The organism is Nostoc sphaeroides, from assembly GCF_003443655.1.
Classification (GTDB): domain Bacteria; phylum Cyanobacteriota; class Cyanobacteriia; order Cyanobacteriales; family Nostocaceae; genus Nostoc; species Nostoc sphaeroides.
In genome coordinates this window covers 3,128,887-3,154,308 of sequence record NZ_CP031941.1, presented here as the reverse complement: position 1 = coordinate 3,154,308, position 25,422 = coordinate 3,128,887, and the positions used below count along the sequence as shown (strand labels likewise).

Below are 25,422 nucleotides of genomic sequence, written 5' to 3'. Positions count from 1 at the left end.
TGCGATTGCTTCATTCCGCTTCGCTCCATTCGCAATGACATTGTGTAATTAATTCTGTCTGACTACTTACCATTCCTGCTCTTTATTTTATGTGAGCAACGGTAACACCGGTGCCGCCATCTGCTTGTTCTGCTGGTTCGTAATTGTTAACTCTGGGATGCTGTTGCAAAAAGGCGTGGACTCCTTGTCGCAGTTTGCCAGTACCATACCCGTGAATAATCCAAACTGGGCCTGTAGCTTCCGAGATGGCTTTATCTAAAATGTATTCGGCATCAGCTACCCGTTTACCACGCAAATCGATGGTATTTTGGGAAGTCCGAATTTCTGGGACAGTTTGCGGTGGCGGGGTTACTGCTGCTGGGGCTGGTTTGGGTTTGACGATCGCTTCGGGTTTTTGACCATCTAGAGATTCTACGTCTTGCAACTTCACGTTCATCTTCATTAGCCCAAACCGAACGCTTAACTCGCCATCTTCATCAGGGGCGGTGATCACATCTGCTATCTGTCCCAATTTGGGAATGCGGACGCGAATCGCCTACTTTGGGCATAAATCCAGCTTTTGGTTTTGCTGGCGTTGCTGGCTGATAAAGTTGGCCAATTTGATTCAAAGCATTGGTTGCTTGCTGCGCCTCTTGGGCTGTAGGCGTACCTTTCTGCAAGCGGCGAATTACTTGGGCAATTTCACCTTTTGCTTGAGCGATCGCTTGTTGGACTGCTATTTCCTGTGAAGCCCGCAAACTGCTTTCTCTCTCTTCCAAACTTGCGGCTTTTGCGGATACTTCTTTGTATAAACGTTCCGCTTGCTGTAACAAACTTTGGGCTTCGGCTGCTTTGGTTTCTTGACGGCGGCGTTGCGCTTCTAAGCCAGCAATTACCTGGTTAACTTCATCTGTGGCCTCTCCCACTTGAGTTTTTGCCTGTTGTACCACTTCTGGGTTCAATCCTAAGCGGAGGGCAATAGTTAAGGCGTTAGAACGTCCGGGGATGCCCCACAGCAGACGGTAAGTAGGCGAGAGAGTACTTTCGTCAAATTCTACAGAGGCATTTTCAAAGCGATCGTCTTCGTATTTCAGGGCTTTCAGTTCCCCGAAGTGAGTAGTGGCGATCGTTAGTTGGGCATGGTTGGCTAAATATTGCAACAAGGCGATCGCTAAGGCGCTACCTTCAACTGGATCGGTTCCTGCGCCGACTTCATCGAGTAAAACGAGTGATTGGGGATTGGCCATTAGGGATTGGGGATTAGGAACTTCCTGTTCCTCAGTCCCCAGTCCCAAGTCCCCAGTACCTAATGCTTCTAAAATCCGACTAATGCGGCGGATATGTCCAGAGAATGTAGATAAACTTTGCTGTAAAGATTGTTCATCGCCAATATCTGCCAACACTTTATCAAACCAAGGTATTTCTACTGGTTCGCGGGCGGGGACAAATAAACCCACTTTGGCCATTAATGCTGCTAACCCTAGAGTTTTTAAGGTTACAGTTTTACCGCCAGTATTTGGCCCGGTAATTGTCACTACCCGAATTTGCGGACTTATCAGTAAATCTACAGGTACTACTGGTTGCCCTTGTTCGTGCTGTTGCTGCCACACTAACAGAGGATGTCGCAAATTCCGCAAGGTAATGATTTCTCTGTCTTCACGCTGGATAAATCGCGGAGGATTTGCTCCTAGCCAGTAACTATACCGCGATCTAGCCGTTGCCAAATCTAAAGTGGTAGCGATCGCTAACAATCTCTCTAAATCTGGTTTGACTGCGGCTACAAGTTCTGTCAAAGCACGGCGAACGGCTTCTTCTTCTGCTTGCTCTCTTCTAATTATCTGCCGCAGTTGGTTGCCCAAAGGCACTACTGAATTCGGTTCCACGTATAGGGTGGCACCGCTAGTAGAGGTATCGTGGACAATACCGGGGATGGCATCTTTTTGGGGTGCTTTTACGGGAATGACAAAGCGATCGCCCCGTTGCGTAATTAGCTGTTCTTGAACTGCTCCAGATTTTGCTTGTAAGATATTTTGCAGCTTTTGAGTAATTTGGCTGCGTACTCGCCGTAAATCTGTGCGAATTTCTCCCAGTTTTTGACTCGCGCGGTCAGTTACCTGGGCCCGTTCATCAATACATCGGTGAATTTCTTGCTCTAGTTCTGGATAAGTCCGCAAATCGGCAACCAAATCAGTCAATATCGGCAAATCTTCCTGGTTGTCAATGACACGGCGCAAATTTCTAGCACCAGAGAGGGTAGTAGCGATCGCTAACAGTTCATCCCCTGCCAAAACTCCACTACGTTCTGCCCGTTCTAAGGAATCACCAATATCTTGAATTCCCTCAAATGACAGTCCCGTGGTCAGGCGAGTTTCCAGTTGGTAGACTTCTTTGGTTTGCTCTAACAACTGTTCGCTTTGGATCTGAGAATCAGGTATTTTCAGATGACGCGCAGCTGTCGCCCCCAGCTTAGTTGCCGCAAAGGTGGCAAGGTGCTGGCAGAGGCGGTGCCATTCTAATAGTTCTAAGGTTTCAGATTGGATCAAGGTTTCAACATCTAATCTGAAATTATCGTAACAATTCTAGCTCCTAGATGGCTAAATCTTAAAGGAGAAAGTTTTGCTTTAGTCAATAGTCGAGAGGTATATTCGCCCTCTGTTACCTCCACATCTTGTAAAATTGTGTATTTTATGCTATATGTAATGCGGTCTTAGTCTAAAATTAAACATTTTTGTTAACTTCATATAACTATGTAATGCGGCTATATTGTAAAAAAATATAATTTTTTCGGTAATCAAATAATTTTTGATTTACTTAATTTCGTGAATCATTAATTAATAATTATATTTTATTTGAAATAAAAATTATAGATATTCTTATAAACAAATACTCATAGGATAAAATATGTATTTTTTTGTATTAAAAATTGTAGTATTAGCATAGATTTAAATAGACTTAGATGCTATAAAATTACCAGCACATATAATTTACGAAATATTATGTTGTTCAGCCCAGTCAACTTGCCCTATTGGATATTTATAGGAATGGGAGTCTTTCTATTCTTATTTATGATAATTTCTGGCGGGGGAGGAGAAGATATTGATACAGACGTTGATGCCGACGTTGATGCAGATACCAATAACGAATTGAGTTTTGGACAATTCCTGGGATGGGCAGGTATTGGTAAAGCTCCACTTATATTGTTACTGGCAACAGATTTAAGTCTCTGGGGCGTTTTTGGCTGGATGTTGAATGTTTGGTTTGGTAGCATTATTAATAGTAAAGTTAACAGTTTATTCGGGGTTACAATATTATTTTCTTCGATGATAATCAGCTTATTGATGGGAGGATTAATAGCGCAGCCGATTGGCAAAATTTTTGCTGAGTTTGGTGAAGATGCAAGTAGCGATCGCTTGATAGGTTGCGTTGGTATTGTTACGTCTGCTTACATTCCTATCGGCAATCAAGGCAGAATTGGACAAGTAGATGTACTAGATACAAAGCGCAATCTATTAACAGTTAGTGCTGTGATACCAGACTGGGCAACTATTGCTCCACAACGAGGAGAAAAAGTTTTAGTCATTGAACATAAAGCACAAATTTACTTAGTTATTGCCAAAGATAGTCCTGATCAAGAACAATGGTTAGCTAACTCATCTCAGATAAATTAAACTTAGTGAAAGGAAAAAATATGCTTTTTTGGTTAACTTTTATCCAGTCTTTACCGAGTGCTACAATAGCTGAAGCTCCGCAAATTAATTTGCAACCACAACAAAAGCAAACAATATTAATTTCCCAAACCCTTCCAGTCAGAATCCAACCAACTGTTGCCCAAATTAACGGGGGATTAGTATTTCCTGGAGTTATTGCTGCTTTAGTTTTACTACTCCTATTTAGCTTATTTGCTTATACACGGGTTTATGTAGTGACACCCAACAACGAAGCTTTCGTGAGAACTGGGGGTCTTTTTATCAAAAAGAAATCGGTAATTCTCTATGGCGGTTGTATTGTTCTACCGGGATTTCATCAGCTAACTCGCGTACCTCTGCGAGAAATTTCTATTGATGTTGAACGCACTGCTAAACTTGCTGTTCGCACTAAAGATTATTTACGAGCAGATATTCGAGTCACCTTTTATGTATGTATTAATGCCTCCGAAGATGATGTTTTAACAGCAGCTGCTAGACTATCTCAAAATGGCAGTAAAATTACTCCTGAAGATATTAAAAATGCTTTAGAAAAACGAGCAGATGATGCAATTAGAGCGGCAGCTAAAACTAAGGATTTAGCGGAAATAGATTCTGATAAATTAGGGTTTGCTCAGGAGGTGTTGAACTTAGTTGGTACCGATTTGAAAAAAGTGGGATTAACTCTAAATAACATTGCTATCTCAGAAATATTAGAAAGTGTTACCTACGATCCAGATAACTTCTTTGATGCTCAAGGTGTGCGTTTGCGAACAGAAATTATTCAGCGCTCAATTCAACAAAAGCGGGAAGTTGAGTTAGCAGCACAAGTGACTATTGAGCAAAAAGAACTGGATGCCCAAAAGCGATCGCTACAAATTGCCCAAGAGCAAGAAAGCGCTAAATTGGAGCAAAAATTCCAAGTAGAAGCACAAAAAGCACAGAAAGAGCGCGAAATTCAAGAATCCAAAGATAGAGAGGCTGCAACAGTACGCCGTAGCAAAATTTTGCAAGAAAAATCAATTGAAGAAGAAGAAATTCGCAAAAAATTATCGGTGCAGCAAAGCCAAATTGAAGCTGATATTTCCCTAGAAGAACGCAATAAACAGCTAAAGGTAGCACAAGCACTGCAAAAACAAGAATCTGAGCTTGCAGAGATTGTACGTGAACAAAGTGTAGAATCTGGAAAATTACAAGCACAAGTGCATATAGCTGAGTCAGAACGAGTGGCCAAGCTAGCTCAAGAAGATGTAGCGATCGCTATTGCTAACAAAAAGCGTGAAAGCTTTGTGGCACAAGCACAACAAGCCAAAGCTGAGGAATCAGTTAAGACAGCAGGTGAGGTTGAAAAAGCCGAACGTAACAAACGCCTATCGGTAATTGCTGCGGAACGAGAAGCCGAAGAACGGAGTATTAGCGATCGCAACGTTGTGGAAATCGATGCTTTCCGCCGCCGCCGCCAAGCAGAAATCGCCCAACAAGCAGCAGAATTAGAGGCTGAAGCAATTCGCACTCTAGCAGCAGCTAATCGTGATAAAGTTTTAGCAGAAGCAGAAGGTATTCAAGCAAAAATTGCCGCCGAGAATTCCATTAGTAACGCTAACCTCACTGCCAAAATTATTACTTCCATTTGGCCAGAACTAGCCGATAAACTACCAGAAATTGTCACCGCTTTAGCACCACAACCAGGAGTTTTAGGAGATACTCGGATCTATTCATTTCCTGGTGCAAACGGTAGTAGTGGCAGTCAAGACATTAACAAATTACTATTATCTACCAGTGGACTTTCTTTAATCAACACCTTACTTGACGAAGGCAAACTAGGCGAATTAATTAGTCAAATCAGCCAGTTAGTACGTGGCAATAACCAAGTAATAACTGACACAAAAAGCCATCTTTCCTTAGAAACTCTCACAACACCAACTCTGATCGAAAATGCTACAGAAACTGATTAAGTAGCGACTATTTCTTGCGCTAGAACGTAAGGCTGAACGATGAGAGTATTAAATCGTTTAGTGCGATCGCCATTCCATTCTCCCACCTGTACTATCGTGGGTTTGGCAATCAATTGTTTATCAATCCACTGTTCTACTGATGGGATGTTATCACTGGCGATCGCTACTCCAACATCCACCAAATTTAGCTCAAGTGCCACCAAAATTACTGCATCTCGTTGTACATGAGGAATTAGCCACTCCCACTCTGCCTCATCCAAAATTTCTGTTAATTCCGCTCTTAAATCCGACATTATTCCTTAATTTGTATTGACTAAGAAACTATTTTACATTAATTACTACAGACGCGATGAATCGCAGACGCCATGAATCACAGACGCGATGAATCGCAGACGCGATGAATCGCAGACGCGATGAATCGCGTCTCTACTTGCAACTCTTGTACAGACGCGATTTATCGCGTCTCTCTATCTCTCTATCTCTCTACTTCCAACGATTCATCGCGTCTCTAAACTTCAGACTTCATTTCATCAATTTCAAATAAAGATACGATGACTCCAGCAATGGGAATAGATATAAAAACTCCTAGTAATCCTGCTACTTTAGCGCCTACTAACAAAGCAAAAAACACCACTACAGGATTAAGATTCAGCGCACCTTGCATAATTCGGGGCGCAATCAAGTTGTCTTGTATCTGCTGGAGGATAATACAAGCTATCAATACTTTCAATGCTAACCAAACACCTTGAGACAACACAAATAAAGTAATTGTGCTTACTCCTAATGTTGCTCCTATGCCAGGAATGATATCAAGAATTCCAACTATTATTGACAATATTAAAGCAAAAGGTACTTGTAATATTAAGAAAACCACGAAAGTCGTACTTGTGAGAAATGCACTTAATAATAACTGACCTCTAAAAAATCCTAAAAATGACTTTCTGATTATAATTGTAAATCTATTGCGGCGATGTTTGGGTACAATTTTTAAAATAAAATTCCACAGCTTGTCTCCATCTAATAGCATGAAGAAAGCCACAACTGCAATTAATACAAAAGTCACGAAGTTCGTCATAAATCCTTGTAGAATAGCTAAACTAGTCACAAGACTTGATACAGCTTGGTTCCGCAGTTGTTCTTCAATAAAACTTAAATCTATCTGTAAATTACGGCCTCGCAAAAATCCTTCTAGTCTCTCTAATAAAGGTACTAAAGAATTTAAAAACGCAGTGATACTATCAATTAATTGTTGTCCTTGAGATAAAACCGTTAAGCCGACGGTAATGATCAGACCGCCTATAATCACAATACTAAGTAAGAAAACGACACCAACAGCTACACCGTGGGGTAAAAAACGCCGCAGCCATTGTACAGGATAACTGAGTAAAAAAGCCAAAATTGCAGCAAATGTGAAAACAACAATGACCGCTTCAAAGTAAGCTAAAAGCTGTACAATTGCCCAGCCAGAAGCAATTAAAAGTAAAAAGCGGACTAACGCCAGATTATTTAATCGATCCCAAAAATTTTTGGCTTCAAAGCCGCTCATATATATGTTGTTTAGAGAGAAACTTATGGTAAATTTGCCTAGTAGTTGCATTTAAGCATAAAGTTAGACTTCATTGCTAGAGCGCATTGACCTTAAAGATACAGAGGCTAAGGCGCGATCGCTACCTCCCTAAAGCATATATCTGAAGTTGTCTAACTTATCTTCCTAAATCATGCATCTCGTTTATTACTTTGGTACACTTTTGTGTTAAAGCTTCCAATTCTTCTTTATTAGTAGAACTGGGAGCATCAATCAAGTTACCAATTCTCACGGTGATGGGAACTGCGCGGGGTAGGGACGATCCTTTTTGTAAAATCTTCTCAGTACCCCAGACACTTACGGGTAATATTGGGGCTTTTGCTTTCGCCGCTAGCAGCAGTGCGCCTCTCTTTGGGTCTGTGATTCTACCATCTGGGGTGCGAGTACCTTGCAAGAAAACACCGACAGCCCAACCTTTATCGAGATATTCTAGGGCGGAACGGATGGCATTGCGATCGGCACTTCCTCGACTCACCGGGTAAGCACCGTATAATTTAATCACTTGTGCCAAAATTGGGATTTTAAATAACTCTTCCTTAGCCATGTACGCCACTGGACGACGTACACAATTGGAGACAATGGGCGGGTCAAAGTAGCTAGCGTGATTACTTACTATCAGTAGCGGCCCTGATTGGGGGACATTTTCCGTACCATAAATCTGGCCCCGAAAGTAAGTATGAAGCATGGGGCTGACGACTGACCATTTAAAGGCGTGGTAAAGTGCCAGACTGATAAACGGTTCGCGGTTTCTGTCCACAGAAGATAATTCAAATCAGACTGAATTTAGCATACGCGATCGCAACACCCAGAGCAAATGCTAAAAACCTGTAAAGATGAATTGCTTCAATCATCTGGGAATACTAAATCCAGAAAATATTAGGATTTAGCAGTATGAATACCACTACAGTCAGTATTCCCGGATATCGCATCAGTGAAGAACTTTACAATGGTTTCAGAACGTTGGTGTATCGGGGGTATCGAGAGACTGATGAATTACCAGTGGTGATTAAACTCCTGAAAAATCCTTATCCGAGTTTCAGTGAACTCTTATGCTTTCGCAATCAGTACACCATAGCTAAAAATCTTAACTCACCTTTAATCATCCAAACTTATAGCCTGGAACAATATCAAAATGGCTATGTGTTAGTAATGGAAGATTTTGGCGGGATTTCTCTTAAAGATTATTTCACCTCGGTAGAGACGCGATATATCGCGTGTTTACAAGAGTTTTTAGAAATAGCGATCGCACTATGTAATACCTTAGATATACTCTACCACTCGCGGATTATTCATAAAGATATTAAACCTGCCAATATTTTAATTAATCCAGAAACTAAACAAGTTAAATTAATTGACTTTAGTATTGCATCTTTACTGCCACGAGAAACTCAAACCTTAATTAGCCCCAATGTGTTAAAAGGAACTCTCCCTTATATTTCCCCAGAACAAACTGGACGAATGAATCGAGGGATTGACTACCGCACAGATTTTTATTCTTTGGGTATAACTTTTTATGAATTCCTGACTGGGAAATTACCATTTCAGTCAGAGGATGCTATGGAGTTGGTACATTGTCATATTGCAAAAACAGCGCCTTTAATAGATGAAATTAATTCAGCAATTCCATCTGTATTTTCAGAAATTGTTAGCAAACTAATGGCGAAAAATCCTGAAGATCGGTATCAGAGCGCTTTAGGATTGAAGTATGATTTAGAAAAGTGCTTGGTTCAACTGAAGGAAACAGGTACAATTGAGAGTTTCCTAATTGCACAACAAGATGTTTGCGATCGCTTTATTATCCCCGATAAACTCTATGGCAGAGAAACCGAAGTAGAAACCCTGTTGCAAGCATTTGAAAGAGTTAGCCTTGGGACAACCGAAATGATGCTAGTTGCTGGCTTTTCGGGGATTGGGAAAACTGCGGTTATCAACGAAGTTCATAAACCGATTGTTAGGCAACGTGGTTGTTTTATCAAAGGCAAATATGACCAATTTAATCGCAATATTCCCTTTAGTGCATTTGTGCAAGCTTTTCGAGATTTAATGGGGCAACTATTGAGTGAAACTGATACTAATTTACGGCTATGGCAGGAGAAAATTATCACAGCTTTGGGTGAAAATGCCCAAGTTATTATTGAGGTTATCCCAGAACTAGAACGAATTATTGGTTGCCAACCCCCGGCTGTAGAACTATCTGGAATGGCGGCTCAAAATCGCTTCAATCTGCTGTTCCAGAAATTTATTCAAGTTTTCACGACACTAGAACATCCCTTAGTGATATTTTTGGATGACTTGCAGTGGGCAGATTTGGCATCACTGAAACTGATGCAGCTACTCATAGATGAATCCCAGAGTGGCTACTTGTTGCTGCTTGGGGCATACCGAGATAATGAGGTCTTCCCGGCACATCCTTTAATGTTGACATTAGATGAGATAGCCAATGCAGGAGCCGTTGTTAACAACATTATACTCAATCCCCTGTGTCCAGTAAGTGTGAATCAGTTGTTAGCAGATACCCTCAATTGTCAACTAGAAATAGCACAGCCATTAACGCAATTAGTATATCAAAAAACCAAAGGAAATCCCTTTTTTACCACTCAGTTTCTTAAGGCACTGCATCAGGATAATAATTATATTCAATTCAATTTTCAAAGCGGGTATTGGCAATGTAATATTGCCCAAATCAAGCAATTGGCGCTGACAGATGATGTGGTAGAGTTTATGGCACAACAGTTGCAGAAACTAACACCAGCAACTCAAGAGGTTTTAAAACTGGCGGCTTGTATTGGTAATCAGTTTGATTTGCATACCTTGGCGATTGTTTATCAACAATCCCAAACCGAAACCGCCGCCGCATTATGGAAAGTATTACAGGAAGGTTTCGTTATACCACAAAGTGAAGTTTATAAGTTTTATATAGACCGAGAAAATCGAGATAGTAATCAGGAAATCGCTCACGCTGTAGGATATAAATTTTTGCACGATCGCGTCCAACAAGCCGCTTATTCACTGATTCCTGAAGATCGCAAACAGATAACCCATGTCAAAATTGGCCGCCTGCTGTGGCAAAATACCCCGAAAGCTGAATTAGAAGATCGGATATTTGCGATCGCTAATCAGCTAAATATCGGGCTTGAACATTTCCATCAACCTACAGAACGCCATGAACTCGCACAGTTAAATCTCATGGCTGGGAAAAAAGCAAAAGCCTCAACTGCATACAGTTCAGCAATTGCTTATCTTAAAATAGGCATCCAATTGCTACCATTCAACCCTTGGGAATCTGACTACAATCTGACTTTAAGTTTGTATAACGAAGCAACCGAAGCTAGTTATCTGTGTGGCGAAATTGATGCAATGGAAGATTTCGCCCAGGAAATTTTACAACACGCAAAAGCGATCGCTGATACAGCCAAAGTATACGAAGTAAAAATTGAAGCTTATACAGTCCAAGGAAAATTATTAGCAGCGATCGATACAGCCATGCAATTTTTGCAGCCGATTGGCATTGAGTTTCCCAAAGAACCAACAGATGAAGATTTTATTCTCGCTTTACAAGAGACTCAAGCTACCTTGAGTGGCAAAACAATTGCTGAATTAGTTGAGTTGCCAGAGATGCAGAATCCCGAATTACGTGCAGCCTTGCGTGTCTTAGTCAAAGTAACTACTCCCGCTTATCTAGCAAAACCTAAACTCCATCGCTTGGTGGTACTGAAAAAAGTTACTCTTTCTGTAATCTACGGAAATACTTCCGCCTCTGCCTTGGCTTACTCAGGTTATGGATTGATGCTTTGTGGTCAACCAAACAGTATTCCAGTAGGTCATGAATTGGGTAATTTAGCCTTGCAATTGCTGTCTAAGTTTCAAGATCAGGAATATGAAGCACTAGTCCTTGTGGTTGTTAATCATTTTATCGCCCACTGGCAACAGCCTGCAACAGCAACCCTCAAGCCATTACTACAAGCCTATACCAGTGGTTTAAATAGTGGGGATTTGGCCTATGCTGGTTACGCTGCCTACATGTATTGCTTGCAGGCTTACATCGCCGGTCAAGAATTAACCAAATTAGCTAATGAATTAGCGATTTATGGGACAGCAATAGAAAAACTCAACCAAAAAACCGCACTTAACTATAACAATATTTATCACCAAGTAGTTTTGAATTTAATCGAGTCAAAAACTACTCCTTGGGAATTAGTTGGCACAGCCTACGATGAGAAATCCATGCTGGCGTTACATGAGCAAACTAATGATGGCACTGGTTTATGGCATTTATTTGTCAACAAATTGATGCTTTGTTATCTGTTTCAAGAACTAGATTTGGCAGTGGAATATGCCATCAAAGCTAAACAATATTCCGGTTCAGGATATGCGATGGTGAACACTCCAGTGCAGAACCTTTATGATTCACTGTTGCAACTGGCTTTATTTCCTACGTCGTCACCCGCAGAACAACAGAGTATTTTACAGCAAGTAGCAGAAAATCAGGACACCATGCAACAATGGGCAAATTATGCACCCATGAATCATCAACATCGATTTGAGTTGGTGGAGGCAGAAAAGTGTCGGATACTAGCACAAAAAACCGCAGCAATTGAATTTTACGATCGCGCCATTGCTGGAGCAAAAGAAAATGGCTACATCCAAGAAGCAGCACTTAGCAATGAACTGGCTGCCAAATTCTACCTTGATTGGGGCAAAGAAAAAATTGCCCAGGTCTATATGCAAGAAGCTTACTACTGCTATGCCCGTTGGGGAGCCAAAAGCAAAGTAGAAGACTTAGAACAACGTTATCCAGAACTTCTGCGGGTAATTCTGCAACAAAAAAACCTTAAACTAAACCTGCAAGAAACACTGAGTAAGAGTGTAATATCTAGTGCCTCTATTCACTCTTCAACCCATATCTCCAGTTCCTCCAACAGCAATTCGGTGCTGGACTTTGGATCTGTCTTTAAAGCCTCTCAAGCAATCTCTACCGCAATTCAGTTAGATCAGCTAATCCAGAAGCTAACTCAGATTATTCTCGAAAATGCTGGTGCTGATCGGTGTGCGTTAATTCTCTTTCAGAATGGCTTATGGCAAGTGCGAGCGATCGCCACCTTAGAAGGTACTATATTGCAAACAGCACCTTTAGATAATCATCCTGGTATTCCAATCAAACTAATTCAGTATGTGAAAAACACTCTCGAAACAGTTTTGATTGATGATCTCAAAACCCATCTGCCTAATGTGATTGGGGAATATATGCGCCAGCATCAACCCAAAAGTACGCTGTGTATGCCAATTCGGAATCAGGGGCAGTTACTGGGAATTTTGTATTTAGAAAATCAGGGAACAATTGGTGCATTTGTAGGCGATCGCTTAGATATACTAGAATTATTAACTAGCCAAGCGGCGATTTCTCTAGAAAACGCTCTACTCTACAACACCCTAGAGCAAAAAGTAGACCAGCGCACCCAAGAACTTCATCACAAAAATCAGCAATTATCCTCTACTCTCCAAGAATTACAACAAACCCAAGCTCAATTGATTCATGCTGAAAAAATGTCTAGTTTAGGGCAAATGGTAGCTGGAATTGCCCATGAAATTAATAACCCAATTAGCTTTATTTACGGGAATATTACATATTTAAAAGAGCATTTTGAAGATTTGCTAGAGGGTATTAATCTCTATCAACAGCAATATCTACAACCTACTACCGAAATTCAAGCTTATCTCAATGAAAAAGATTTAGATTACGCGATCAAAGACGTACCAAATCTGCTGAATTCTATGCAACAAGGTAGTGAACGTATTCAAAATATTGTCTTATCTCTGCGGAATTTTGCCCGACTTGATGAAGCAGATATCAAAGCCGTAAATATTCATGAGGGTATTGAGAATACGCTGTTAATTTTGCAACACCGACTTAGCAAAATTGAAATTATCAAAGACTATGCTGAACTTCCGCTAGTGAGTTGTCACGCCAAACAAATCAATCAGGTAATCATGAATATCTTGAATAATGCCATTGATGCCTTAAATGAAGTCCAAAAAACAAGTACCATTACAATTCGTACAGCACTAAGCAATTCTCTAACTAAGAGTGTGAGCATTCGCATTGCCGATAATGGTATTGGAATTTCTGAAGAAATCCAAAAACGAGTATTTGACCCCTTCTTTACCACAAAAGCTGTCGGTAAAGGAACGGGATTAGGATTAGCTGTAGCCTACTCCATTATGTCAACTCATGGCGGACAAATTAATTTCGTTTCTAAATTAGGACAGGGGACGGAATTTGAGATTATCCTACCTGTCGGAGGATGAAGAACGAACAACGTCTAGAAATTGAAGTGATAACTGATTATGGGAATTTGCCCCAAATTCAATGTTTTGCTGGGCAATTAAATCAGGTATTTATGAATATTCTGGCAAATGCTATTGATGCGTTAGATAAATCAAATATGGGACGCAGTTTTAAGAAAATTAAGTCCAATCCCAACCGAATTACCATTAAAACTTCCTTAGAAAATGAAGGCGTGAAAATTGCGTTGGCGAAGCCCGCCGTACCCTTCGGGAAGCAAGCTACGCGTAGCGTCTCGCAGAGAAGGCATCGCTGATAATGGCAAAGGAATGAATGAGACAGTAAAACATCAGGTCTTTGACCACTTATTTACTACAAAGATTGTAGGTAAAGGTACGGGCTTAGGATTAGCGATCGCTCGGCAAATCGTTGAAGAAACCCACGCTGGCAAATTGAGTTGTAACTCTGTTATGGGTGAGGGTACACAATTTGTAATTGAAATTCCGCGATAATTTTGACCTCTTTTTGCTAAAAGCTTCAGGCATGTGGGAATACTAAATCTGGAAGTATTAAAGATTTAGCAATATGCTTAACACTATTGTCAGTATTCCTGGATATCGCATCGGTGAAGAACTCTACAACGGTTCAAGAACTCTAGTTTATCGGGGGTATCGAGAGGCTGACTCATTGCCTGTAGTGATTAAATTCCTGAAAAATCCTTATCCAAGCTTTAGCGAACTGGTGCAATTTCGCAATCAGTACACCATTGCCAAAAATCTTAACTCACCTCTAATCATCGAAACCTATAGCCTCGAACCCTACCAAAATGGCTATGCGTTGGTAATGGAAGATTTTGGCGGGATTTCTCTTAAAGATTATTTCACCTCTGACCAGACGCAATATATCGCGTCTCTACAAGAGTTTTTACCAATTGCGATCGCACTGTGCAATACCTTAGATATACTCTACCGCGAGCGGATTATTCATAAAGATATCAAACCCGCCAATATTTTAATTAATCCACAAACCAAACAAGTTAAATTAATTGACTTTAGTATCGCATCTTTACTACCACGAGAAACTCAAACGCTCATCAGTCCCAATGTGTTAGAAGGGACACTCGCTTATATTTCCCCAGAACAAACAGGCAGAATGAATCGGGGGATTGACTATCGCTCTGATTTTTATTCTTTAGGTATTACTTTTTATGAATTACTAACTGGTGAATTACCCTTTAAATCAAATGATTTGATGGAGTTAGTCCATTGTCATATTGCTAAACAACCAGACAAATTCAAAATTGAAAATTCCCAATTAAAAAACCCAGAACTAATTCCCCAAGTTCTTTGTGACATTGTGATCAAATTGATGGCAAAAAATGCCGAAGACCGCTATCAAAGTGCATTAGGGCTGAAATTTGATTTAGAAAATTGTTTACGTCAACTAAAAGAAACTGGCAAAATTGAGAGTTTTGCAATTGCTCAACGGGATGTGTGCGATCGCTTTATTATCCCTGATAAACTATATGGAAGAGAGACAGAAGTAGAAACCCTACTGCAAGCATTTGAAAGAGTTAGCTTGGGTGCAACTGAAATGATGCTGGTAGCTGGTTTTTCTGGAATTGGAAAAACGGCGGTTGTTAACGAAGTTCATAAACCGATTGTGCGCCAACGCGGTTATTTTATCAAAGGCAAGTTTGACCAATTTCAACGGAATATTCCTTTCAGTGCCTTTGTGCAAGCATTCCGAAATTTAATTGGGCAATTATTAACAGAAAGTGATATTCAAATTCAGCTATGGAAAAGCAAAATATTAGAAGCTTTAGATGACAATGGACAGGTAATTATTGAAGTAATTCCCGAATTAGAAAGAATTATTGGCAAGCAAACACTAGTAATAGAATTATCAGGAACCGCATCCCAAAATAGATTTAATTTATTATTTCAAAAATTCACTCAAGTCTTTACTACTGCTGAACATCCATTAGTGATGTTTTTAGATGATTTGCAATGGGCAGATTCGGCATCGCTGAAGTTAATGGAGCTATTAATGGCTGACACAGGTCATCTTTTATTAATTGGTGCCTATCGTGATAACGAAGTCATGCCAGCACACCCGTTAATGTTGACTTTGAATGATATCCAAAAAACAGCAGCCACGATTAATACGATTACTTTAACACCACTGAGTCAAGAGCAGGTAAATCAATTAGTTGCTGATACACTTAAATGCTCAGAAAAATTGGCATGGCCTCTTTCTGGCTTGGTATATCAGAAAACTCAAGGTAATCCGTTTTTTGCTACACAGTTCCTCAAAGCATTACATCAAGATGGATTAATTGAATTTAACTTGGACTCAGCATGTTGGCAATGCGATATTACGCAAATAAATCAGCGATCGCTCACAAATGATATAGTTGAATTTATGGCATTGCAATTACAAAAGTTGCCAAAATCAACTCAAAGTGTTTTAAAATTAGCTGCGTGTATCGGGAATCAGTTTGATTTAGAAACATTAGCGATTGTTTCTAAACAATCAAAAATAGAAACGGCTGTTTGTTTGTGGAATGCCTTACAGGAGGGTTTGATTTTACCTCAAAGTGAGGTTTATAAGTTTTTTGTTGGGTTAGAAAATCAAGCTTTCACTAAAGAAAATTCGGAAATTATTGGATATAAATTTCTGCACGATCGCGTCCAACAAGCAGCTTATTCTTTAATACCAGAAGCTGAAAAACAAAAGACACATTTGATGATTGGTCAATTGTTATTGCAAGGGTTATCTCAGCAAGAGCAACAAGAACGAATTTTTGACCTAGTAAACCAACTGAATCTAGGACTTGGTGCGATCGCTGAAGATTCCTCCCTTTCCAACATCGCCATTGATCAGCAGAAAAAACAACTGGCTTGCTTAAACCTGCAAGCAGGACAAAAGGCCAAACTTTCGGCAGCTTATCAAGCATCCCAGAGTTATTGTACTACTGGGATTGATTTATTACCTGCAACCGCTTGGCAGACTGACTATGAACTAACGTACAGTTTGCACCGCGATTGCTCAGAAGCAGCTTATCTATGTGGTAATTTTGACAGAGCCGAAGTCCTTTATGGGGAAGCACTCAGCCATGCTCAAACACCCCTAGACAAAGCGGTGATTTATCGTGTGCAGATGACTCAATATCAGCTTCAGGGACGCAATGCAGAAGCGATCGCTATGCAACGCCAGAGTTTACAACTACTCGACTGGGAACTACCAAAAGAACAAGAGTTGATTCAAAAAAGTCTGGACGAAGAAATTGCCATAGTTAACAGATTTTTAGAGCAACAGACTATTGAATCCATTCTCAATCTTCCCAAAATGTCAGATGCCGGTATTGCAGAAATGTTGCGAATTTTACAAATTCTCTTCTATGCTGCATGGCTTGATGGTCAACCTACTTTAGGATTACTTGTACTTGCCAAGATGACTACTTTATCTTTGCAGTATGGTAACAGCGATATGTCTCCCTTTAGCTATGCCGGCTATGCCTTAATTGCCAATGCCATCCTCAAAGACTTGGGAACAGGTTATCAGTTTGGACAAATGGCGGTGCAGCTTTGCGAACAGTTTGATAATGCAGATGTTCGGGGAATGACTAATTTTATCTTTGCTGCTGATGTGCATAGCTGGAGTCATCCAATTAGAGAAGCAGATACATACTATGACAACGCTTACAAGTATGGCATGGAAGCAGGGAATTGGTTGACTGTTGGCTTTATGATGATGCAAAGTGGTTCAGATCGCCTCACTTATGGTAAAAATCTGGATGAACTATATGCGATCGCTCAAGGCCATGCAGATTTTCTCCGTCACATCAAAAGTTTAGAGAATTTAGATGCTTTAATAGTCGGAGTTATTCAACCAATTCGCAATCTTCTTGGTTTAACAAAAACCCCCTTTAGCTTTGATGACGATAGCTTCACTGAAGCTGAGTTTTTACAAAAATATGGCAATACTCCTTATCATCTGGCTTGGTTATATTCTGTCAAAATTCGTCATGCTTATTTATTTGACCACAAAGCCGCATACTCAGATTTAATTCCCCAACTGAGCATAATTGAAAACACGATTTCTAGTCATGCTAAAGTCCCTTCTAGCGTATTTTATGTAGCATTAATGCATCTATCTCTAGCTGAAATTGCTAGCGACGAGCAAGAGCGTCAGTTCCATTGGCAAGCGCTGATTCCCTTAGAGGAACGCTTAAACAATTGGGCAATAGCCTGTCCAGAAAATATTCTCCACAAGTGTCTGCTAATACAAGCAGAAAAAGCACGGCTAAAGGGACAAAAAGCAGAGGCAATCGATTTTTATGAACAAGCCATTGCTCAAGCTAAACATCAAGGTTACGGCTATGAAGAAGCCCTCGCTAATGAACTTGCAGCTAAATTTTACCTCAAATGGGGCAAAGAAAAAGCCGCCGGAGATTATATATATGAAGCCTACTATTGCTATAGCCGTTGGGGCGCAAAAGCCAAAACCTTGGACTTAGAAAAACGCTATCCCCAACTTCTCAAATCCATTCTGCAAGAGGAACAAATCAAGCTCAATCCCTTAGAAACTATTAGCTCTCGCAACGCTTCCTCATTTACTTGCACGAATAGCACTGGTACTACCAATATTTCCCAAGTTCTGGATTTTACCTCTGTCCTCAAAGCAGCTCAAGCTATCTCCGGTTCTTTAGAATTAGATCAACTAATTGTTAGCCTCACCCGCATTATCCTAGAAAACTCCGGCGCTAAAAAATGCGTACTGGTACTTCCCCAAGAGGAGGACAATTGGCAAGTTAGAGCAATTACCTTTATCGAGCATGAGGAAATACAAACTATCCTAGATTCACAATCACTAGACAATTGTCAAGATATTCCCGTAAAAATTATCAATTATGTCAAAAATACTCAACAAACAATTGTTATAGACAATTGTAAAACAGATATTCCTGGGATAATTGGCAAATATATGTTGGAATATCAACCTCAGAGTGTGTTGTGTGCCCCAATTATTAATCAAGGGGTTATGGTAGGGATTCTCTACCTAGAAAATAGCTTAACTCAAGGGGTTTTTACTAGCGATCGCCTCAGTGTAATTAACCTTCTTTCATCTCAAGCAGCAATATCTCTAGTGAATGCTCGACTCTATCAACAAGCAGGAATTGCATTACAAGATTTACAACAAGCACAATTACAAGTTGTCCAAAGTGAGAAAATGTCGGCACTGGGTAATCTTGTTGCAGGGGTAGCTCATGAAATGAATAATCCTTTGGGCTTTATTTCTGCCAGTCTCCAACAAGCTAAACCCACTATTGCAGATATTGTTGAACACTTAAAGCTATATCAAGAAAGTCTACCCAATCCCAGCGATAAAATCAAAGACCATGCTGAAGATATTGACTTGGATTATAGTTTATCAGACTTACCCAAAATAATTGATTCTATGACAATGGCGTGCGATCGCCTCCGCAACATCAGCACCAGTCTTCGTACTTTCTCTCGTGCTGATAAAGATTACAAAGTACCGTTTAATATCCACGAAGGTATAGATAGCACGATTTTAATTCTCAAACATCGTCTGAAAGCTAATGAAGAACGTCCAGAAATTGAAGTAGTCACTGATTACGGTAATTTTCCCCAGATTGAATGTTTTCCTGGGCAATTAAATCAGGTATTTATGAATATTCTGGCAAATGCCATTGATGCGCTAGATGAATCGAATACGGGACGCAGTTTTAAAGAAATTAAGTCCAATCCCAACCGAATTACAATTAAAACCTCCTTAGAAAATGAAGGCGTGAAAATTGCGATCGCAGATAATGGCAAGGGGATAGGTGAATCAGTGAAAGAAAATATTTTTGACCACTTATTTACTACAAAAGGTGTAGGTAAAGGTACGGGATTAGGATTAGCGATCGCTCGTCAAATCGTTGAAGAGACGCACGGTGGCAAATTGAGTTGTAATTCTGTTCTAGGTGAGGGTACAGAATTTATTATTGAAATTCCGGTGTAAAATTTTCCTCTTGTTTATAAACAACTTCATAGATTCTGGGAACACTAAATCTGTAAGTATTAAAGATTTAGCAGTATGGATAGCACTCTTGTCAGTATTCCCGGATATCGCATCAGTGAAGAACTATACAATGGTTCCAGAACCATAGTTTATCGCGGTTATCGAGATGACTCTTTACCTGTGGTGATTAAACTGCTCAAAAATCCTTATCCCAGTTTTAGCGAATTGGTGCAGTTTCGCAATCAATACACCATTGCCAAAAATCTTAACTCACCTCTAATCATCCAAACTTATAGCCTGGAACCTTATCAAAATGGCTATGCGTTGGTGATGGAAGACTTTGGGGGGATTTCTCTGAAAGAATGGGGAACAGGGGAAAACCTCCGAAATATTACGGAGTTTTTACAGATAGCGATCGCACTGTCCAACGCCTTACATATACTATACCGCTCGCGCATTATTCATAAAGATATTAAACCCGCCAATATTCTAATTAATCCCGAAACCAAACAAATTAAATTAATTGACTTTAGTATTGCATCCCTACTACCACGGGAAACTCAAACACTGATGAATCCTAATGTGTTGGAAGGGACACTAGGTTATATTTCTCCTGAACAAACAGGAAGAATGAATCGAGGAATTGACTACCGGGCTGACTTTTATTCTTTAGGTGTGACTTTTTACGAATTATTGACAGGAGAATTACCGTTTCAATCAAACGATCCGATGGAATTGGTACATTGTCATTTAGCAAAGCTTCCACCAAATATGAATAAACCTCACCCTATTGGTAAGGAGAGGGTGCTTGATGCGGGTGAGGAATATTTTCCTATTCCTCAAGTTCTCTGTGACATCGTGATGAAATTGATGGCGAAAAATGCCCAAGATCGCTATCAAAGCGCATTGGGACTGAAATTTGATTTAGAAAATTGTTTATCTCAACTCCAAGAAACTGGTGAAATTAAGAGTTTTTTAATTGCACAACGAGATGTGTGCGATCGCTTCATTATTCCTGATAAACTCTATGGCAGAGAAACAGAAGTAGAAACCCTACTCCAAGCATTTGAGCGAGTTAGTCTTGGTGCAACTGAAATGATGCTGGTAGCTGGTTTTTCTGGTATTGGTAAAACCGCCGTCATTAATGAAGTTCATAAACCGATTGTTAGACAACGCGGTTATTTTATCAAAGGTAAATTTGATCAATTTCAACGGAATATTCCCTTAAGTGCATTGGTGCAAGCATTTCGAGATTTCATGGAGCAACTATTAACAGAAAGTGATAGCCAAATCCAGCAATGGAAAAGCAAAATATTAGCGGCTGTGGGTGAAAATGGACAAGTAATTATTGAAGTCATCCCGGAATTAGAAAGAATTATTGGTCAACAACCATCGCCTCCAGAATTATCAGGAAATGCAGCACAAATTAGATTTAATTTAATATTCCAAGAGTTTACCCAAGTCTTTACCACTGCCGAACATCCATTAGTAATGTTTTTAGATGATTTACAATGGGCAGATTCAGCATCGCTGAAGTTAATACAGTTATTAATGGCTGATACAGGACATCTTTTATTAATTGGTGCATATCGTGATAACGAAGTCGAAAAAGCACATCCGTTAATGTTGACTTTGAGTGAAATTGAAAAAACACTCGTCACGATTAATACAATCACATTAGCACCACTAAGTCAAAAACAAGTGAATCAGTTAATTGCTGACACACTTAAATGTTCTGAGGATTTAGCGTTTCCTCTTTCGCTACTTGTATCTCAAAAAACTCAAGGTAATCCATTTTTTGCTACACAGTTTATCAAAGCATTACATCAAGATGGGCTGATTCAATTTAACTTTGAGTCAGGCTTTTGGGAATGTGACATTGCACAAGTTACGACTCAAGCGGTTATAGATGATGTTGTTGCCTTTATGGCATTTCAACTACAAAGACTACCACAATCAACTCAAAACATCTTGCAGTTAGCTGCTTGTATTGGCAATCAATTTGATTTATCAACTTTGGCAATTGTTTCAGAATCATCGGAAATTGAAACCGCCTCTGATTTGTGGAAAGCTTTGGAAGAAGGGTTACTTTTAACTACTGGTGATGTTTATAAATTCTTTCAACACAGTGAACAGGATTCTGATTCAAAGCCTTTTAATTTTAATGTACAAGTCCCCACCTATAAATTTTTACACGATCGCGTTCAACAAGCTGCTTATTCTTTAATTCCAGAAGCTCAGAAGCAGACTACTCACTTAAAACTAGGTCAGCTACTGTTAAATAATATTTCTCAAAGCGAACAAGAAGAGAAAATATTTCAAATTGTTAGTCAATTGAACCTGGGGTTAGAGTTAATTACTCAACAGACACAACGAGATCAACTCGCTCAGTTAAATCTGTTAGCTGGACGGAAAGCTATAACTGCCACTGCCTACACTGCTGCGATTGAATATCTAACGCTAGGAATGGAACTGCTAACAGCAGATAGCTGGCAAAGTCAGTACGCTCTCACCCTAGCGCTGTATGAAAATGCAGCAAAAGCAGAATACTTAAATACTAACTTTGAAGAGGCTATCAAACTTACAGACCTGATATTACAGCAAACTACGCAGATGTTGGATAGAGTTAAAGCTTATGAACTTAAAGTCCAGATTTATATTGCCCAAGATCAGCAAGTTAAAGCCATTGAAACAGGGTTAAAAGCACTGGAGCAGTTAAACATTTCGTTGAGTTCACCTGATGTAGAACCGGAGAATCGTTTAGCTCAACTACCAAGTTTAACAAACTTAGCTAATATTCCAGAAATGACCAATCTGGAATCTCTGGCTGCACTGCGGTTGCTGATTAGCATTACACCTCCTGTTCATCATGTCAAACCGGATATGTTTCCGTCAGTAGCACTAACAAAGCTCCATCTTTGTCTTGAACAGGGACATTCATCTTTGGCTGCTTTTGCCTATGGAAGTTATAGTGTATTTCTTTGTGCTGTAATCGGAGATGTCGATACCGCTTATTACTCAAGTCAGATAGCTTTAAAGCTACTAGAACAATACCAAAGTAAAGAAATAAGTTCAAAAATTTATATGCTTTTTGGTGTTTTTATCTGTGCTTACAAAGAGCATGGTCGAAATACACTCACAGCTATACGAGAAAGTATCCAGTGTGGGCTAGAAGTTGGAGATATTGAACACGCTAGCTATTCAATGATGGCTGAATGTACGCATTTATTCTTAATTGGAGAAACTCTAGATGCTGTTGAAGAAAGGCAAACCAAATATATTAATCTACTTTTAAAACTTAAACAAAAACATTGTGTTGATTATGCCCAGGTTTGGAGGCAAGTCACCTTAAATCTACTCGGTCGATCCTCTCACCAATATTACCTGACTGGTGTTGATTTTGATGAAACAGAAATGCTGTCGCATCTTCACAACACTCACAATCATCAGTCACTATTTGCCATCTATCTTGCCAAAATAGCTATCCTTTATACCTTTGATCAGTATGAACAGGCTGCAACCAATGCAGAAAAAGCCACCGAATATATGGATGGAGCTTTTGGTCTACTCTTAGTTGTGGGACATAACTTTTACTACTCTTTGTGCTTACTTGCAAAGTATTCTAGCTGCGATCGCCAACAGGATCAGCAAGAATTTTGGCTAAATCAGGTAGTTAGCAACCAAAAACTCATGCATTATTGGGCTGGCTATGCTCCTGTTAATTTTCAGCACAAGTATGACTTAGTTGAGGCAGAAATAGCGCGGGTAATGGGAGACAAGCTCAAAGCGATGGAATATTACGATCGCGCCATAACTCTTGCCAAAGCCAACGGCTACATCCAAGAAGAAGCACTTAGCAACGAATTAGCAGCCAAATTCTATCTCGGCTGGGATAAAGAAAAAGTCGCCCAAGCATATATGCAAGAAGCATACTACTGCTACGCTCGTTGGGGCGCAAAAGCCAAAGTGGAGGATTTAGAAAAACGCTATCCCCAACTACTCCAATCCATTCTGCAACAGCAACGAATCAACTTCAAACACGACGAAACTATTAGCTTTCGTGGCACTTCTTCTTCCACTCGCACTTCTAGCACTGGCAGCACCAGTATTTCTGATGCACTAGATTTTACTTCAGTTCTCAAAGCGGCTCAAGCTATCTCCAGTTCTCTAGAATTAGATCAACTTGTTGCCAGCCTCACCCGCATTATCCTCGAAAACTCCGGCGCGAAAAAAGCTGCACTAATTCTTCCCTATGAAGATACTTGGCAAGTTAGGGCAATTACCTTAAATTCCCAGATTCATATCCAAACCATTCTTGAACCACAATCACTAGACAATTGTCAAGATATTCCCGTAAATATTATCAATTACGTCAAAAATACCAAGCAAACAGTTGTTATAGACAATTGCACAACACATATTATTGGGTTAATTGGGGAATATATGCACTCCTCACAACCCCAGAGTGTATTATGTACTCCGATTATTAATCAAGGGCGTTTAGTGGGGATTCTTTATTTAGAAAATCGACTGACGCAAGGGGTATTTACGAGCGATCGCCTTTCTATTATAAATTTTCTCTGCACTCAAGCTGCCATTTCTTTGGAAAATGCCCAATTATATAATCATCTCCAGGAGCGCGGAAAGTTCTTAAATAGTATTTACGAAGGTGTTGGCTGTCTCATTTTTGTGGTCGATATTCGGGATAATGGTAGATTTGAGTACACAGGATGGAGTAAATCGTGCGAATTAGCGCTTGCTATACCTGCTTCCCAAGTGCTGGGTAAAACTCCGCAAGAAGTAATGGCTCCAGGTGAAGGTGCAGCAGTCGAGCAAAAGTATCTGGATTGTTTTCAAAGCGGAATAGCCCTCACCCATGAAGAATGTCTAACATTTAATGAGCAGAAAATTTGGTGGTTAACCACACTCAGTCCATTAAAAGATGAGACGGGCAAAGTTTATCGCGTAGTTGGGACAACTATTAATATTAGCGATCGCAAACAAGCTGAAGAAGCGGTAACAGAAAAATCTCAAGCACTCGGAACAGCGTTAGGAGATTTACAACAAGCGCAATTAAAAATTGTTCAGAGTGAAAAAATGTCAGCATTGGGTAATTTAGTTGCTGGGGTAGCCCATGAAATGAATAATCCTTTAGGCTTTATTGCTGCTAGCCTCAAACAAGCTAAACCCACGATTGCTGATATTGTTAAACACTTAAAACTATATCAAACAAATCTCTCAAATCCCAATGATGAAATCAAAGTACATGCCGAAGAGATTGATTTAGATTATACCTTAGAAGACTTACCAAAAATTATTGATTCAATGGTGATGGCGTGCGATCGCCTCAAAAATATCAGCACTAGTTTAAGAACTTTTTCTCGTGCTGATAAAGATTATAAAGTACCGTTTAATATCCACGAAGGTATCGACAGTACAATTTTAATTCTCAAACATCGCCTCAAAGAAAACGAACAACGTCCAGCAATTGAAGTGATAACTTATTATGCAAACTTGCCCAAAATTGAATGCTTCTCTGGGCAATTGAATCAGGTATTTATGAATATTTTGGCAAATGCTATTGATGCGCTGGATGAATCAAATGTAGGAAGGAGTTTTGAGGAAATTAAGTCCAATGCCAACCGAATTACAATTAAAACCTCTTTGGTAAATGAAGGCGTAAAAATTGCTATTGCTGATAATGGCAAAGGGATGAATGAAGAAGTCAAACAAAAGATTTTTGACTACTTGTTTACTACAAAAGGTGTGGGAAAAGGGACAGGATTGGGGTTAGCGATCGCTCGTCAAATCGTTGTAGAAAAACATGGAGGAGCGATCGAGGTAGATTCTAGACCAGGTGAAGGTACTGAATTTGTGATCTACTTACCAATCTAATATATACCT

The 25,422-nt window shown here is 39.8% G+C and carries 8 protein-coding genes and 2 pseudogenes; 6 read left to right on the top strand and 4 right to left on the bottom strand.

What is annotated here, in order from left to right:
• Positions 1-82 precede the first annotated feature (82 nt).
• Positions 83-2,522 (bottom strand): annotated as a pseudogene (locus D1367_RS13860) (endonuclease MutS2).
• 522 nt (positions 2,523-3,044) lie between these two features.
• On the opposite strand from D1367_RS13860, the gene D1367_RS13855 reads away from it, so the two are divergent.
• The gene (locus tag D1367_RS13855; RefSeq protein WP_244945004.1) at positions 3,045-3,647 is read left to right on the top strand and encodes an OB-fold-containig protein; all 603 of its coding nucleotides are present in this window, start codon (positions 3,045-3,047) and stop codon (positions 3,645-3,647) included.
• A gap of 20 nt (positions 3,648-3,667) precedes the next feature.
• Positions 3,668-5,617: a flotillin family protein gene (locus tag D1367_RS13850; protein WP_118166967.1), complete on the top strand. Its 1,950-nt coding sequence runs from the start codon at positions 3,668-3,670 to the stop codon at positions 5,615-5,617.
• Here D1367_RS13850 and D1367_RS13845 read toward each other — a convergent pair.
• The 3 genes from D1367_RS13845 to D1367_RS13835 all read right to left on the bottom strand — a co-directional run bounded on the left by D1367_RS13845 (position 5,614) and on the right by D1367_RS13835 (position 7,959).
• The gene (locus D1367_RS13845; protein WP_118166966.1) at positions 5,614-5,910 is read right to left on the bottom strand and encodes a DUF2288 domain-containing protein; all 297 of its coding nucleotides are present in this window, start codon (positions 5,908-5,910) and stop codon (positions 5,614-5,616) included. The genes D1367_RS13850 and D1367_RS13845 overlap by 4 nt on opposite strands.
• Before the next feature lie 215 nt (positions 5,911-6,125).
• Positions 6,126-7,163: an AI-2E family transporter gene (locus D1367_RS13840; protein WP_118166965.1), complete on the bottom strand. Its 1,038-nt coding sequence runs from the start codon at positions 7,161-7,163 to the stop codon at positions 6,126-6,128.
• 157 nt (positions 7,164-7,320) lie between these two features.
• Positions 7,321-7,959 carry a lysophospholipid acyltransferase family protein gene (locus D1367_RS13835; protein WP_118166964.1) on the bottom strand — a complete coding sequence of 213 codons (639 nt, stop codon included), beginning with the start codon at positions 7,957-7,959 and terminating at the stop codon, positions 7,321-7,323.
• 134 nt (positions 7,960-8,093) lie between these two features.
• On the opposite strand from D1367_RS13835, the gene D1367_RS13830 reads away from it, so the two are divergent.
• The 4 genes and pseudogenes from D1367_RS13830 (at position 8,094) to D1367_RS13815 (ending at position 25,413) form a co-directional block, all read left to right on the top strand.
• Complete coding sequence (locus tag D1367_RS13830; protein WP_118166963.1) at positions 8,094-13,508, top strand: trifunctional serine/threonine-protein kinase/ATP-binding protein/sensor histidine kinase; 5,415 nt, start codon at positions 8,094-8,096, stop codon at positions 13,506-13,508.
• Positions 13,499-13,997: pseudogene (locus tag D1367_RS33330) on the top strand (sensor histidine kinase); the annotation flags it as partial. The gene D1367_RS13830 and the pseudogene D1367_RS33330, both read left to right, overlap by 10 nt.
• Before the next feature lie 73 nt (positions 13,998-14,070).
• Positions 14,071-19,518, top strand: a complete 5,448-nt coding sequence (locus tag D1367_RS13820) for an ATP-binding sensor histidine kinase (RefSeq protein WP_118166962.1) — start codon at positions 14,071-14,073, stop codon at positions 19,516-19,518.
• A 75-nt stretch (positions 19,519-19,593) separates the two neighbouring features.
• Positions 19,594-25,413, top strand: a complete 5,820-nt coding sequence (locus tag D1367_RS13815; protein ID WP_118166961.1) for an AAA family ATPase — start codon at positions 19,594-19,596, stop codon at positions 25,411-25,413.
• The last annotated feature ends 9 nt before the right edge of the window (positions 25,414-25,422 follow it).